This is a genomic window from Corynebacterium sp. CCM 9203, from assembly GCF_041357675.1.
In the GTDB taxonomy this organism is placed as follows: domain Bacteria; phylum Actinomycetota; class Actinomycetes; order Mycobacteriales; family Mycobacteriaceae; genus Corynebacterium.
Genome location: NZ_JAUERY010000005.1, coordinates 152,280 through 167,328, shown reverse-complemented (window position 1 = coordinate 167,328; position 15,049 = coordinate 152,280). Strand labels below are relative to the sequence as shown.

The 15,049-nt window shown below is 64.7% G+C and carries 14 protein-coding genes and 1 riboswitch; of the genes, 13 read left to right on the top strand and 1 reads right to left on the bottom strand.

Annotated features, from left to right (window positions below; all coding sequences use genetic code 11):
* Nucleotides 1-5: 5 nt before the first annotated feature.
* From paaB to QWU44_RS10910, 8 genes are read left to right on the top strand one after another with little or no spacing between them, the layout of a single operon-like run.
* Nucleotides 6-296 (top strand): 1,2-phenylacetyl-CoA epoxidase subunit PaaB, encoded by a 291-nt coding sequence (gene paaB, locus QWU44_RS10945; RefSeq protein WP_198736955.1) that lies wholly within the window; start codon nucleotides 6-8, stop codon nucleotides 294-296.
* Nucleotides 293-1,120, top strand: a complete 828-nt coding sequence (gene paaC, locus QWU44_RS10940) for a 1,2-phenylacetyl-CoA epoxidase subunit PaaC (RefSeq protein ID WP_370915706.1) — start codon at nucleotides 293-295, stop codon at nucleotides 1,118-1,120. The genes paaB and paaC overlap by 4 nt, the downstream gene beginning before the upstream one ends.
* 5 nt (nucleotides 1,121-1,125) lie before the next feature.
* Nucleotides 1,126-1,659, top strand: a complete 534-nt coding sequence (paaD, locus tag QWU44_RS10935) for a 1,2-phenylacetyl-CoA epoxidase subunit PaaD (RefSeq protein ID WP_198736954.1) — start codon at nucleotides 1,126-1,128, stop codon at nucleotides 1,657-1,659.
* Nucleotide 1,660: 1 nt separating this feature from the next.
* Nucleotides 1,661-2,839 (top strand): 1,2-phenylacetyl-CoA epoxidase subunit PaaE, encoded by a 1,179-nt coding sequence (gene paaE, locus QWU44_RS10930; protein ID WP_198736953.1) that lies wholly within the window; start codon nucleotides 1,661-1,663, stop codon nucleotides 2,837-2,839.
* 19 nt (nucleotides 2,840-2,858) lie between these two features.
* Nucleotides 2,859-3,641, top strand: a complete 783-nt coding sequence (locus QWU44_RS10925) for an enoyl-CoA hydratase/isomerase family protein (protein WP_370915705.1) — start codon at nucleotides 2,859-2,861, stop codon at nucleotides 3,639-3,641.
* Between the two features lie 47 nt (nucleotides 3,642-3,688).
* On the top strand, nucleotides 3,689-4,915 hold the full coding sequence (locus QWU44_RS10920) for an acetyl-CoA C-acyltransferase (protein WP_370915704.1): 1,227 nt from the start codon (nucleotides 3,689-3,691) through the stop codon (nucleotides 4,913-4,915).
* On the top strand, nucleotides 4,912-5,670 hold the full coding sequence (locus tag QWU44_RS10915) for an enoyl-CoA hydratase/isomerase family protein (protein ID WP_370915703.1): 759 nt from the start codon (nucleotides 4,912-4,914) through the stop codon (nucleotides 5,668-5,670). Before QWU44_RS10920 ends, QWU44_RS10915 begins: the two co-directional genes overlap by 4 nt.
* 24 nt (nucleotides 5,671-5,694) lie before the next feature.
* A complete protein-coding gene (locus tag QWU44_RS10910) occupies nucleotides 5,695-6,555 on the top strand; it encodes a 3-hydroxyacyl-CoA dehydrogenase family protein (RefSeq protein ID WP_370915702.1) in 861 nt (286 codons plus the stop codon).
* On the opposite strand, the gene QWU44_RS10905 is transcribed toward QWU44_RS10910, so the two are convergent.
* The gene (locus QWU44_RS10905; RefSeq protein ID WP_370915737.1) at nucleotides 6,552-6,905 is read right to left on the bottom strand and encodes a PaaI family thioesterase; all 354 of its coding nucleotides are present in this window, start codon (nucleotides 6,903-6,905) and stop codon (nucleotides 6,552-6,554) included. The genes QWU44_RS10910 and QWU44_RS10905 overlap by 4 nt on opposite strands.
* Nucleotides 6,906-7,107: 202 nt before the next feature.
* Between QWU44_RS10905 and paaZ the strand changes: the two genes are divergently transcribed.
* From paaZ to QWU44_RS10880, 5 genes are all read left to right on the top strand, one after another.
* Complete coding sequence (paaZ, locus tag QWU44_RS10900; RefSeq protein ID WP_370915701.1) at nucleotides 7,108-9,180, top strand: phenylacetic acid degradation bifunctional protein PaaZ; 2,073 nt, start codon at nucleotides 7,108-7,110, stop codon at nucleotides 9,178-9,180.
* Nucleotides 9,181-9,420: 240 nt separating this feature from the next.
* Nucleotides 9,421-9,536, top strand: a riboswitch (SAM riboswitch).
* Nucleotides 9,537-9,553: 17 nt separating this feature from the next.
* Nucleotides 9,554-9,955 (top strand): hypothetical protein, encoded by a 402-nt coding sequence (locus QWU44_RS10895; protein WP_370915700.1) that lies wholly within the window; start codon nucleotides 9,554-9,556, stop codon nucleotides 9,953-9,955.
* Nucleotides 9,956-10,485: 530 nt separating this feature from the next.
* A complete protein-coding gene (locus tag QWU44_RS10890; protein WP_370915699.1) occupies nucleotides 10,486-12,165 on the top strand; it encodes an alpha-keto acid decarboxylase family protein in 1,680 nt (559 codons plus the stop codon).
* A 242-nt stretch (nucleotides 12,166-12,407) separates the two neighbouring features.
* Nucleotides 12,408-12,821, top strand: coding sequence for a hypothetical protein (locus QWU44_RS10885; protein WP_370915698.1), 414 nt, complete (start codon nucleotides 12,408-12,410; stop codon nucleotides 12,819-12,821).
* A 143-nt stretch (nucleotides 12,822-12,964) separates the two neighbouring features.
* On the top strand, nucleotides 12,965-14,863 hold the full coding sequence (locus QWU44_RS10880; RefSeq protein ID WP_370915697.1) for a protein-arginine deiminase family protein: 1,899 nt from the start codon (nucleotides 12,965-12,967) through the stop codon (nucleotides 14,861-14,863).
* The last annotated feature ends 186 nt before the right edge of the window (nucleotides 14,864-15,049 follow it).

Here is a 15,049-nt window from a genome sequence, read left to right as displayed (position 1 = left end):
ACACCATGCCCGATTCCACCACCTGGCCCCTCTGGGAAGTCTTCGTCCGTTCTTCCCGTGGGCTCTCCCATGTCCACGCGGGTTCCCTCCATGCACCCGATGCAACGATGGCGCTACGCAACGCCCGGGACCTTTACACCCGACGCAACGAAGGCTCAAGCGTGTGGGTGGTCCCGTCCGATGCGATCACCGCCTCCGACCCGGACGCCAAGGGCGGCTTCTTCCAGTCCGCGCAGGGCAAGAACTACCGGCACGCCACCTATTACACGCGGAGCGAAGGGGTGAAGCACCTGTGAGTACACCGAACACTGACACCGCAACGCATCACTGGATGGGTGATGCCATCACAGCCGAGGACATCCAGGCCTCGGGTGCGATCGCTTCCGATCCCGTCGCCCGTTACGCGCTGATGCTCGGGGATGACTCCTTGATCCTCGCCCAGCGTCTGGGGTGGTGGGTTTCCCGCGCTCCGGAGATGGAGGAGGATATCGCCCTCACGAACATCGCCCTTGATCTACTCGGCCACGCTCGATTCCTGCTCTCCTACGCCGGCACCGCGTGGGGCAAGACGGAAGACGATCTCGCGTACTTCCGTTCCGAGGAGGAATTCCGTTCCTGCCGACTCGTGGAACAGGAGAACGGGGACTTCGCCCACACCATCGCCAGGCAGTTGCTCTTCTCCTACTACGCCTACGGTCTCTACACCCGTTTGCAGGATTCCACGGATGAGACGCTGTCGGCCATCGCAGAGAAGGCCATCAAGGAGGTCGAGTATCACGTCGACCATTCCAGCCAGTGGCTCCTGCGGCTCGGTCACGGTACCGAGGAATCGCATCGCCGGATGCAGACCGGGTTGAACTACATGTGGCCCTACCTCGATGAACTCTTCGAAGATCTGCCCGTGCACGCGGAACTCAAAGGAATCGCCGTCCCCCCGTCAACGTTGCGGGAGGAGTTCGATGGACGGATCGCCCACATCGTCGCCGAGGCTGGCCTGGAGATCCCCGATTATCCGCAGGCCCGGTCCGGTCAGCGCACCGGGCGGTTCTCCGAACACCGTGGCTTCATCCTCGCAGAGATGCAGTGGTTGGCTCGTCAGCATCCGGGCGCGACCTGGTGATTACCGTGTCCGCAACGAACACGAACACCGTCCATCCGCTCCGACCGGAGGACCCGGCCGCTGCGCTGCTGTGGGACACGGCATCGACTGTCCCGGACCCGGAGATCCCCGTGGTCTCCATCGCTGACCTCGGGATTCTGCGTGACGCGCGTTTCGACGGCGAGATCCCCGTCATCGTGATCACCCCGACGTACTCGGGGTGCCCCGCGATGGGCACGATCACCGCGGACGTCACCGCCGCGATCACCGGGGCCGGTTATCCCCGTCCCCGTATCGAGACCGTTCTCCGGCCCGCCTGGTCCACCGACTGGATCACCGAACTGGGGAAACAACAGATGCGTGAATACGGTATCGCGCCTCCCGTAGCTCGGGAACGAAGCACCGGCCCCATCCCCATCACCCTCACCCCGGCGGTACGGTGCCCGCTCTGCGGCTCAATGAACACCACAGAATCCAGCCGTTTCGGCTCCACCTCCTGCAAGGCGCTCTACTCCTGCCGGGAGTGCCACGAGCCGTTCGATTACTTTAAGGGGCACTGACTTGTCCACCACCACAACCGGAACCCGACGGAAAACCTCCTTCAACCCCCTCGAAGTCACCCGTGTCCGGCGCTTGACCGAGGACTCCGTCGAGGTCACGTTCACTGTTCCCGAGCACCTCGCCGACGACTACAACTACATGCCTGGACAGTATGTGGCGCTACGGGCCGACATCGACGGGCGGGAGGTGCGTCGCTCCTATTCCATCTGTGACATCCCCCGTCGCGGAGTGATCCGCGTGGCGGTGAAGAAGACTCCGGGCGGCGTGTTCTCCACCTGGGCAAATGAGATCCTGGAGCCGGGGTTCACCATCGATGTGATGAATCCCCAGGGGGCGTTCACCTCCAAGGTGCACACCACCTCGATGAATGATCCGGAAGGGATCGCGGAACGCGCACGGGACACGGAGCGCACGACCGCGACCGCAACCCACCTCGTCGCCGTCGCGGCGGGCTCCGGCATCACCCCGATCATGGCGATCGCGCAGACCGTCCTCGCCGCGACCGATAACGCCACCTTCGAACTCGTCTACGCCAACAAGGGGTCTGGCGACGTGATGTTCGCCGAGGAACTCGGCGATCTCAAAGACCGCTACCCCACCCGTTTCGCCGTGCACCACGTTCTCTCCCGGGAGAGCCGCGTGAATCCACTGTTCTCCGGGCGTATCGACGCCGAAAAGCTGCAGTTGCTGCTGGGCCGGGTTTTGCAGCCGGAGCACGTCGACGAGTGGTTCCTCTGCGGACCCTTCGAACTGGTGCAGCTCTGCCGGGACACACTCACGGACACGGGTGTCGACGCCGAGAAGGTCCGTTTCGAATTATTCACCACCGGGCAGTCCACCTCCGGTCCGCAGCCGGGCCAGACCGGCCGCGCCGTCGAGGCCGATCCGGAGGGCGACAACTATGCCATCGAGTTCCGCCTGGATGGGCTGAGCGGCACCGTCGAATCGCCGAAATCCGCCCGGGAGACGATCCTCAACGCCGCGCTGCGCAAACGTCCCGATGTGCCCTTCGCCTGCGCCGGCGGAGTCTGCGGGACCTGCCGCGCGAAGGTCGTCGCGGGTGAGTACGAGATGGACGAGAATTTTGCCCTCGAACCCGATGAGGTCGAACGCGGCTACGTACTGACCTGCCAGACCCGCCCCACCACGGATTCCATCACCGTCGACTACGACGCCTGACCCCTCACGAGGACTCCCCATGATCGAACTCGATTTCCACCCCGCCGGAGACACAACCGTCGCCGTGGTCACCCTGAACAACCCGAAGGCGATGAACGCTCTCGACTCCGCGGCAGTCAGTGACCTGGCCGACGCCTACACCCGAGCCGCAGACGAGGGCGTCCGCGCACTGCTGCTCCGCGGGGAGGGACGGGGGTTCTGCGCCGGGCGCAACATCGTCGGCATCGACCCCGCCACCGATGACGCCACCGCATACCTGGACCACGAGGTCACACCGCTGCTCAAGCAGATGGCCGCGTTCCCCGCCCCCACATTCGCAGCAGTCCAAGGCGCATGTCTCGGCGTCGGGCTGGGGCTCGCACTGGCAACCGACATCGTCTATGTCGCCGACGACGCCAAGATCGGTTCCCCCTTCGCCAACCTCGGCGCGACCCTTGATTCGGGCGGGCACTGGCTGTTCGTCGAGCGGTTGGGCCCCCACCGGGCAATGGATCTCATCGTCACCGGGGATCTGATCAGCGGCCAGGAGGCGGTGTCCGCCGGTCTGTTTTCCCGGTCTGTCCCCGCCGAGGATCTGGATTCCTTCACTCGCGCCGCCGCCGAGCGTGCCGCCTCCGGTGCGACGAAGGCGTTCCTCGCGTCCCGCGAACTCGTCCGCATGATCCGTGACGAACGTGTCGGTCTCTGGGAATCCGTGCACGCCGAGAACATCGCCCAGGGCGAGCTCTGTTCCTCCGCCGACTACGCCGAGGGTTTCGCGGCGTTCAAGGCGAAGCGGCACCCCACGTTCCACGGGCACTGATCCCTGCCCGGTCACCGCACAACCCGCCCGATCACCCAGGAGAAACTATGACCGCACCACACCGTGACTCCGCGTTCATCGTCACCGGTAAACGCACACCTGTCGGCCGCTACGGCGGCGCACTGTCCACCGTCCGGCCTGATGACCTCGCCGCCCTGTGCCTCCGCGCTGTCGTCGAGGATGCCGGGATCCCGCCGGAGGCGGTCGATGAGGTGATCCTTGGCAACGCCAACGGCGCGGGTGAGGAAAACCGCAACATCGCCCGACTCGCCTGGCTGCTCGCCGGATACCCGGACAGTGTTCCCGGCATCACCGTGAACCGGCTCTGTGCCTCCGGAATGTCCGCCATCACCCTCGCCGCGACCATGATCCGCGCCGGAGAGGCCGACATCGTCATCGCCGGTGGCGTCGAGTCGATGTCCCGCGCCCCATGGGTACTGGCGAAACCCGAGGGCCCCTTCGCGAAACCTGGGGAGATTGCCGACACCTCCATCGGCTGGCGTTTCATCAACCCCGTTCTCGCCGCGCGGGACAAGGCGACGTTCTCCATGCCGGAGACCGCCGAGGAGGTCGCCCGGGTCTGCGGGATCAGCCGCGCAGACGCCGACGCCTTTGCCGCACAATCACAGCAGCGTGCAACGGCTGCCATCGGTGCGGGGCATTTCGGCGACGAGATCATTCCCGTCAAGGTCACCGGACGTAAGGGAGCGGTGACGGTGGTGGACACCGATGAGGGCCCACGCCCGGGCACCACCACTGAAGTACTCGCCCGCCTGAAACCTGTCGTCACCGGAGGTGAGGTCGTGACGGCGGGCAACAGTTCCTCACTGAACGACGGCGCCTCAGCGGTGCTGGTGTGCTCCCGACACGCCGTTGAACGCTTCGGGCTGACCCCTCGTGCCCGGGTCGTCGGTGGCGCGTCCGCCGGTGTCGCACCTGAGATCATGGGCCTCGGCCCGATCCCTGCGACCCGGAAACTCCTCGACCGCATCGGCTGGGACATTGGCGATCTGGAGTCGGTCGAACTGAACGAGGCGTTCGCCACGCAGTCGCTGGCCTGCATCCATGATCTCGGACTCGACCCGGAGATCGTCAACGCGTGGGGCGGGGCTATCGCACTGGGACACCCGCTCGGGTCCTCCGGTTCCCGGATCGCCATCACCCTGCTCAACCGCATGGAGCACGAGGGGGCACGGCGTGGGCTGGCCACGATGTGCATCGGCGTTGGGCAGGGTGCCGCACTCGCCCTCGAACTGTGCGGGGAGGACCGATGACGTACACCACCCTCGACGTCTCAAGGCGCGCTGATCGGCTGGTCGTGGCGATGAACCGGCCCGAGGTGCGCAACGCTATCGACGACCAGATGGTCGCTGAACTGCACGAACTGTGCGGTGAACTGGAACGCAAGCCGAAGATCCTGATCCTCACGGGCACCCGGGTCGACGGGCGCGGGATCTTCGCCTCCGGCGCGGACATCGAACAGTTGAAGAAGCGGTCGCGTGACGACGCCCTGCGGGGCATCAACTCGGCGATCTTCAACCGCATCGCCGCGCTCCCCATGCCGGTCGTCGCCGCGTTGGATGGTTGGGCGCTGGGCGGGGGCGCGGAGCTCGCGCTCGCCGCCGATTTCCGGATCGCGACCCGGAATCTGAAGTTCGGCCAGCCGGAAACCGGTCTGGGCATCATCGCCGCCGCCGGTGGGCTGTGGCGGCTGAAGGAGATCGTCGGCCCCACCGTGGCCAAGGAGATCCTGCTCGCCGGCCGGATTCTCGACGCCGGAGAGGCACTGGACCTGCACCTGGTCAACGAGGTCGTCGATGACCCGGAGGGGCTGATCGATGCGGCCGATGCCCTGGCCGACCGGATCGCGAAGCAGGATCCGCTGGCGGTCCGCCTGTCGAAGCAGTTGTTCGACATGCCCGCCGCCGCGCACCCGGCCATCGACAACATCACCCAGGCCATCTGTTTCGAATCCGAGCAGAAACACGTTCGTATGCAGGCGTTCCTCGACCGCCGAAACAACAAGTAGCCACGAGTAGAACAAAGGAACCCTATGAACGACACACCCCGCATCCCGAATCGTGTCGGTGTCCTCGGCGGCGGACGCATGGGCGCAGGTATCGCCCATGCCTTTCTCGCCGCAGGCAGTACCGTCACCGTCATCGACATTAACGACGACGCCGCCGCCGCTGCGCGACACCGTATAGAGAAGGCGGTTCACGGTTCCATCGAACGCGGAGCCCCTGGGCCTCCCTCGGAATGGCTCGACCGGTTGAGCTGTGGAACCGACCATGCCGACTTCACCGACTGTAACCTCGTCGTGGAGGCCGTGCCCGAAGATCCCAGGCTGAAAGCCGACGCCTTCGCCTCCATCCGGGAGCATGCACCGGACGCGGTGATCGCGACGAACACCTCGTCGTTGTCCGTGACGGAGCTGGCCGGTGCCGTCGACGGCTCCGGCAATGTCATCGGCCTGCACTTCTTCAATCCGGTCCCGGCGTCGAAACTCGTGGAGATCGTGGTCGCTGACACCACGGATGAACGCCTGGTGGACACCGCACGCGGCTGGGTCGAAGCGCTGGGAAAGACGCCCGTCGTGGTCCGGGACTCCCCCGGCTTCGCGTCCTCTCGTCTCGGTGTCGCCATCGCGTTGGAGGCAATCCGCATGGTGGAGGAAGGCGTGGCCAGCCCCCGTGACATTGATGCCGCCATGGTGCTGGGCTACAAGTTTCCAGTCGGGCCGCTGGAGCTGACCGATATCGTCGGCCTGGATGTCCGGCTCGGTATCGCCGATTATCTGCATTCGACACTCGGTGAGCGTTTCGCCCCGCCGCAACTGTTGAAGGACATGGTCGCCCGGGGTGACTGCGGGCGGAAGTCCGGCAGGGGCTTCTACGACTACACCGAGAGCTAGCCGCGGGGTTCAATGATCGCGTTGGTCACCCGGATGGTGGAGAGCCGTTTTCCCTCGTCGTTGAGCACCACGACTTCATAGGTGGCCAGGTTCCGGCCCAACCTGATCGCGGTGGCCGTCGCGGTGGCGTAACCGCTGACACCGGACCGATGGTGGGTGGCGTTGATGTCCACGCCCACGGCGGCCTTGCCGAAGGAGGAGGCGTAGATCAGGGCGCCCCATCCGGCCACCGCCTCCCCGAGGGCGATCATCGCACCGCCGTGGAGAACCCCGTGGGACTGCCTGTTCCCGTCGATCGGGATTCTGGCGACAACCTTCTCGGCGGATTGTTCCAGCACCTCAATACCCATTTTTCGGTCAAATTCGCCGGGTGTGACGGTCCAGATCTCGTAGTGTGCGCTCACGTGATGCTCCTCCTGTTGGGTGGGGCCGGGCCGGGAAACGCCCGTGTTGAATGTGATCCAGGTTATACTCTACCCCAAGTGACTGACCATTCGGTCAGTAATTCCACTATTCCGTCACCCGGTCACCAGCCCACACAGAAAGGCCTCCATGCCCACCATCACCCCACCCCTCGTCCCCAGCTACCTCAACGGCGGTTGGGTGACCCCGGAGAACCCTGACGCCGTCCTCACCGCCACGGACCCCTCGACCGGCGATGCCGTGGCACGCGTCAGCGCAGACGGACTCGACATCGCCGGAGCCGTCGAGTTCGCACGCACCACTGGACAGCGGAGCCTGCAGCAGCTCACCATCCACGAGCGCGCCCTGAGAATCAAGCAGCTCGCGCTCCATCTCGACGAGTACAAGGCCGAACTGTACGAGCTGTCAACCCGCACCGGAGCCACGAAACGGGACAACGGCATCGACATCGACGGCGGCATCGGCACAATGTTCGTCTATTCCTCGAAATCCCGGCGCGAACTGCCAAACTCGACGGTAATCGTCGACGGCCCCACCGAACAGCTCTCCCGCGATGGGTCCTTCATCGGCGGACACATCTACACCTCCATCCCCGGCGTGGCCGTGCAGATCAACGCCTTCAACTTCCCCGTCTGGGGCATGCTGGAGAAGTTCGCACCCGCGTTCATTGCCGGTGTCCCGACAATCGTGAAGCCGGCACCACAGACCGGCTACGTCACCGAACGCTGTGTCCGACTCATGGTGGACTCCGGTCTCCTACCCGAGGGGTCCCTGCAGTTGATCTCCGGCGGGAGCGTCGACCTCCTGGAACACCTGGACTACCGCGACCACCTCGCCTTCACCGGCTCCGCACGGACGGCGAACATCCTGCGTTCCCACGACGCGATCCTGAGCGGCGGGGTCCGGTTCACCGCCGAGGCGGATTCCCTCAACACCGCGGTCCTCGGGCCGGACGTCACCCCGGGCTCCCCCGAGTTCACCGCCTACATCCGCTGCCTGTTCGGGGAACTCGTCGCCAAGGCCGGCCAGAAGTGCACCGCTATCCGCCGCGCCATAGTACCCACTCCCCTCGTCGGCACCGTCGCCAACGCACTCGGCGCCATGATCGCGGAGAAGGTCACCGTCGGCGCGCCGGACGCGGAGGGCACCACCATGGGGCCACTGGTCTCCACGGAACAGTGCGACGCTGTGATCGATGCCCTGTGCGAACTGATCGCGGCAGGCGCTACCGTCCACACCGGCGGACCACAGACCGCCGAGGGCGCATTCCTCAACCCGACGATCCTCACCATTGATGCGACGACCGCAGCCGATCCCGGGGCCGCGGTCCACTCGACCGAGGCGTTCGGCCCGGTCGTTTCGATTCTGGGTTATGACACGCTGGATGACGCCATCCGGTTGACCACGTACGGTCGCGGCTCACTCGTGGCCACCCTGTGCGCTCACGAACCGGACACCGTCCGCGACTTCACCCGGGGGATTGCCGCCCACCACGGGCGTGTGCACCTGCTCGACCGTGACGACGCCCACACCTCCACCGGCCACGGGTCCCCCATGCCGCACCTCGTGCACGGCGGCCCTGGCCGCGCCGGTGGCGGCGAGGAGCTGGGCGGTGTGCGCGGCGTGAAGCACTACATGCAGCGTAGCGCGGTCCAGGGCACCCCGAACCACCTCACCGCCGTCACCGGAATCTGGCACACGGGCGCCGATGTCCAGCGGGTGACCCGCGCGGACGTGGACAACGGGACCGGTATCCATCCGTTCCGTAAGTCCCTCGCGGAAATCCGTGTCGGCGACCAATTCGCCTCCGACCTGCGTACCGTCACACTGGACGACATCACGGCCTTCGCAGAGGAGACCGGAGACAGATTCTACGCCCACACCGACGAGGAAGCCGCCGCCGCCAATCCCTTCTTCCCCCGGCGCGTCGCCCACGGCTATCTCCTGGTCAGTTGGGCCGCCGGGCTGTTCGTTGATGCCGCCCCCGGCCCAGTCCTGGCCAACTACGGACTGGAGAACCTCCGGTTCCTCACCCCGGTCACCTACGACGACTCCATCCGGGTGGAACTGACCGCCAAGCGGATCACGCCACGCGTCACCGACGACTACGGCGAGGTCTGCTGGGATGCCATCCTGTACAACCAGAACGACGAGGTCGTGGCCACCTACGACGTCCTCACACTGGTGGCGAAGGAGCGTTGATCAGTGGTAGTTCACTGACGATCCGGGGCGCCTCATTAGGCCGCGTGTTCAATGACCCCACGGAGCTGCACGAACGAATAAGACCTCATCGCGGCTCAGTGGGAAAGCACACATCCGCTCACGGGCTGGCGGTGAAGAGCCGCTCCGGCCGCTCCCAGACACGAACGATCCTGGTTGGGACAGGGGTACCCGAATCCGGACAGATGACACGGTAATCACACCGCTGCTATTCTCGTTTTTGATCAAGAAGTTCGACGTCAAGTCCCCGGCTCGTCGACTGGCAACCGCGTATCGCGCTCGGTGCCCCCGGTGGAAGATCCGCCACAGGACACATCTGTCTAGTGGAAGTATGCGACTATCTCAAGGAGTTCACATGAGTGAGCACACCAACCCCGAACATCGGAACATCACCAGCACCCCGGACTATCTGCCGGAGCTGGGAGCCACCGCGCTTCCTTCCGGATGCACGCTCTACGGCACCGGGCATTCGGTGCACTGGATCAGAATGAACCATGCCGCGAGTGGGGACTGGGAACCCGCCGTCATCCTCGGGGCCAGGGAGAACCATCTCATCTTCACCCACGGGGACACGAAGGAACGGCGGTGGAACCACGATCCGGAGCGCCTGCGGGCCATCGCAGACCTCGTCATGCTGGAGCCTGACGCGGAAGTCCTGTGGTCAGACCGGTACAGCATCCTCAAGGTGACCATCGGCACCAAAGCCTGGTTGTTGGGTCTCGATGAACACGACGGTTCCCCCTGCCAGAAGCAATAGCAGCCTTCCCCCGACATAGCAGGCGCGTACACCACTGTCCGGTGTTCGGAATCCACGAACAAGATCGGGGGTAGCGGAGATTCCCTCATCCACATTCCATCCCACATCCGGGATACCGCTCCCCCTCAGACGTGTCGACGACAGTCCTGGGCGAGAGAAACGCTGAACTGGACTATACCCGCAGGAAATACAACCAGTTTCCGGAACGGCGGGGCCGACGGTTGCCCACTACCGACAACGAACTCCACGCAGCGTAGCGCTCGCCTCCCACATCATGGGAACCACATTTAAAGATACCACCATGGCGACATTCGGCTAACGGGTGTAGTTCCGGGGGTGCCTCTGACGAGGGATGATCCCGGAGGATGCTCCCCCACCCCACTAGGCCTTGCCACAGCCCGTAACCTGAGTCGTGAGCCAGGCCACTTTCCGACCACCCGTAGGTGAATCCCGGAGTTTTCCCGTCTCGGTCGGCCCGACACCACGGCAGCCCGCCCACACCACCTCCGACAGACCCACAAAGGAGCACCATGACCCAATCCGGCAGCAGCGGCTACACCGTCTCGGACTACCTGTTCGACCGGCTCGCGGAGATCGGCATCAACCACATCTTCGGTGTCCCCGGCGACTTCAACCTCAAGTTCCTGGACACCGTCACCGCACACGATCGCCTGACCTGGGTCGGCAATTGCAACGAGCTGAACGCCGGATACTGCGCCGACGGCTATGCCCGACTCAAGGGTGCCGCGGCGATGGTCACCACCTTCGGGGTGGGCGAGCTCTCCGCGATCAACGCCACCGGCGGCTCCTACGCCGAGTATGTCCCGGTCCTCCACATCGTCGGGGCACCGGTCACGGAGATCCTCACCTCCCGGAAGAAGATCCACCACAGCCTCGGCGACGGGGTGTTCACCCACTTTTATGAGATGGCCGGTCACGTCACCTGCGCACAGGCGTGGCTCACGCCGTCGAATGCGACGAGTGAGATTGACCGCGTGATCACCGAGATGCTCGCACAGCGCCGCCCGGCGTACCTCGTACTCTCCCCCGATGTCGCCGCCGCCGAGGTGTACCCGTCCGATGAGCCCCTGGAAATCGACATCGCCCGGAAGCGGTCCTCCAGCGCCGCGCTCAAAGCCTTTGAACGGGCCGCGACAGAATTCCTCGACGGCCACTCCGCCACGGTGCTCGGTGACCTGCTCGTCCACCGCGTGGGCTGCATCGGGAACTTCGACCGGATGATCAACGCCAACGACCTCCCCTACGCCACACTGACATGGGGCAAGACTCTCGTCGATGAGCGCAGTGACCGTTTCGCCGGAATCTACATCGGTGCCGCCTCCTCACCACGCGCCAAGGACGCGGTGGAGAACGCAGAGCGGCTGATCACCATCGGCGTGGAGTTCACCGACTCCACCACCGCCGGGTTCTCCATGAACCTCGGAGTCGAGCGGGTCCTGGACATCTCACCCACCCAGTCCACCATCGGAGGCCGCACCTTCGCGCCGCTGCAGATGGGTGACGCAATCGACGCCCTGGCCCGCATCCTCGCCGACACCGAGGTCACACCGCACGAACTGAAGGAACGTCACGTTCCCGCCGCACCCCACTCGGACCCGAACGAACCGTTGACCCAGAATGTTCTGTGGTCGAAAGTCTCCGAGTGGCTGCCCGAGGATTCCCTCGTCATCGCGGACCAGGGCACCAGCTTCTTCGGCATGGCCGACAGTCCGCTGCCCTTCGGCGTCAGCTTCATCGGCCAGTCACTGTGGGCGTCGATCGGCTACTCCATCCCCGCGGCCCTGGGTGCCGGTATGGCGAACCGTGACCGGCGCATGGTCGTCCTCGTCGGCGACGGATCGGCACAATTGACGGTGCAGGAGATCGCCACCATGTTCCGCGAGGGCATCAACCCGCTGATCATCCTGGTGAACAACTCCGGCTACACCATCGAACGCGCCATCCACGGCCCCGACGAGGTCTACAACGACATCACCCCGTTCAATTGGCAGGACATCCCCCGCGCCTTCGGCGGCAACGAGGACAACTGCCTAGTCATCGATGCCCCGACCCCGGCGACCCTCGACGCGGCCCTGGAACAGGCCGACCGGAACCGCGACAAGCTCGTGATGATCGAGGTGCACACCGACCGCGACGACTACCCGCAGATGATGCGCAACTTCACCGAGACGCTCGGCAGGAAGGATTAGTCGACGGCATCCCGACGGCTCCACCACAGCGATGGTGGAGCCGTCGGCCGGCTTGCCCTCCCCACATTTTCTCCTTCCGCACTCTCCACTTCGCTGCTAAAATCAAGATGGCTCTACACTCCGTGCACCTTTTCCACCGGTCACGCCAACGAGTGCAGCCCCCGGTCCGGCAAAACGGACCCCTCCTCACACACCCGCCGCAGGACATCTCTGTCCCGGGCCCGGTTCGAGGAGGAGAACACATGAGCAAGTACACCGCCGATGGGGAAACCAACACCTACACCACCCCGGATTCACTTCCGGGATTCCCCGGCTTCGCCCCATCCTTCGACTGTGTTGAACACCGTTCCACGCACAGCCACGGGTACATTGCGTTGACTGCGCCCACCGATGAGGCCCTGGAGCCAGCCCGCATCATCGCCGTCGAGGGTCGTTTCGTGACGTTCGCCCACCAGGACGCCGTCGAACGCCGTTGGACGCACAACGCCGAGCGTCTGCGCGCGGTCGCAGACATCGCAATGCTTGAGCCTGCCGCGCTGACCCTGTGGTCACCCGGTCGCCGCATGCTGAAAGTTGAGATCGGGGACATCGGGTTCCTGGTTGACCTACACCAGGGCACACAGGTCGGCCGCTGCTGCCGCGACGACGACAGGTGACGATTCGGTGCCGCCCGACCCGGGCGGCACCCTGCGTTTTCCCAGCTTACACACAGTTTTCACCCCCACACCCACCGCCCTTGCCTAATGAAAAAACCTCGCAGTAGGCTATTCCGGTCAACACTACCGGAAGGGTTTTTCACTTGAATTTCCATCGTCTGCGCACCGGCGGCACCCTCGCTGCTCTCGCCTGTTCCTCCCTCGCACTCACCGCATGCAACCCCGTCGACTACATCAACTCCATCACCACAGACACCGGATCCACCACCATCTCTTCCGAGTGGCGAGGCCTGGCCGATCGACTGACCTCGGGATTCAGCTCCGGGAGCAGTGGAATTGGGAGCAGTGGAACCCCGACAGCCCCGCCCCTCGCCACGATCGTCGGTGACACAAACCGCGACGGCCGGATCACCGACGCCGACCATGCGGGCAGGACAACGGCCAACGTCAACGAGGGCGCGATCTTCCTCGCGAACATCGACGATGATTCCGGGCGGTGCGCCTACTCCGCAGACACCTCCCGGGCGGAACTCGCTGCGTGCAATGACGCTGCCGACGATGTCGTCAACGGTGAGGCCGATGCTCTCGACCTGGCTCGCCTCGAGGTCAAAGCAACACGGGACCTGTCCGATTCTGCGGCCGCGACCCTGGCGTATGACACGAACCGGGCCCGCGTATTCCTTCTCACCGGTGACGGCTCATGGGCACCCGTGACAACCACCACCACGCTGAACGCAGAGCAGTTGCGCTCCGGTGCAATCCTCGGCGTTGAGGGGCTCGACGTGATGCGCAATCACGCCGAGTGGGACGGTCGACTCACCGTGACACTCACCACCACCGACGACGGGGCGTCGACAACAGACAGCGTCCAGCTTCAGCAGGCCCCACTGCGCGCCCACGACCACACCCAGGATCTACGCACGGTGCTGACCCTGGACGATTCCTTCAAGGATGCCGCACCGTTCAATGCCCGTCTCGACGCCGCTCTCGGCGATGACGTCGAGCTCCGGAAGATCCCGGACATGGATGTCCAATGGCTGCAGGACGGAAGCGAGATCTTCTACACCGCACTCCCCGGTGCAGAAGGACCGCAGTACATGCGCGTCATCATGCGACTCGATCAAGGTGACGACGGACAGAACGCGATGTATCACCTACAGGGGCGGGATGTCGCCGTCGCCGAGGTCGACACAGACGGCAAGCACTCCGATTCCAGTGCGGGCGGCAACCTTGAGTTCCTACCCCCGACGCCCGCCCACCCGCAGGGCCGCGCCATCATCGGTGTCCGCCAGCACCCGGATCTGGTCGCCGATGATGATGGACACGATCACGGGGATGGCGGTGCACATGACCACCAGGACGACAACAGTCCGACGAATGAGCAGATCCTCTTCCTGGCCGCCCAGGGCTACACCGATCCGCTGATCCTGGACACCAGCTTCCTTGCGGTCGGACACGTCGACGAGTTCGTTCATGTTCTCCCAGCGGACAATGCCGCAGGTTTCAAGCTTCTGGTTGCCGATCCGCAACTAGGCAAGGTGATGCTTGAGGACCTCGTCGCAAATGGTCATGGTGACGTCCAACTGGTGGATCACCCGCAGGCCCGGACGACAGTGGCTGAAGCAACCGATGAGATGATGCAGCGCCAGCACGCGGTTGCCATCGAGGTGATGAACCGAAACATCGCCACGCTGAAGGCCGAAACTGGTCTGGGCGAGGAGGACATCATCCGGCAACCCGCCTGGTATCGGATGGATCTGCACGACGCTTACGACGCCACGAAGATCTACCCGATGGCATCCTTCACGCCGAACGCCGTCAACGGTATCGTCCGGGACCGAAAGACGTACCTCTCTCCAAAAACATACGGCCCCAACATCAACGGGACGGATGCGTTCGCTGACCACTTGACGAAGGAAATGGCTAAAGCTGGCTACGCGGTCATCTTCGTCGATGACTACGACTACCTCCACCGTGGAACCGGTGAGATCCACTGTGGAACCAACCAGATCCGCGCCATGAACCCCTGGTACAAGAAGTAGAGGGTGGCGCACCGGGCCGAATCCCCGCGCCCGGTGCGCCGACCTGCAGGCCCTGGGAGTGAGATGCAACCACACCGGAGTACCGGTCCACGGTTGCAGCCTCCACCACCCCGCGACGGCCGGACCCAGCGGCTTCGACCGGACCACGGATGGTGCCCGCGGATAGCCGGACGGGTCGTAGCCGGA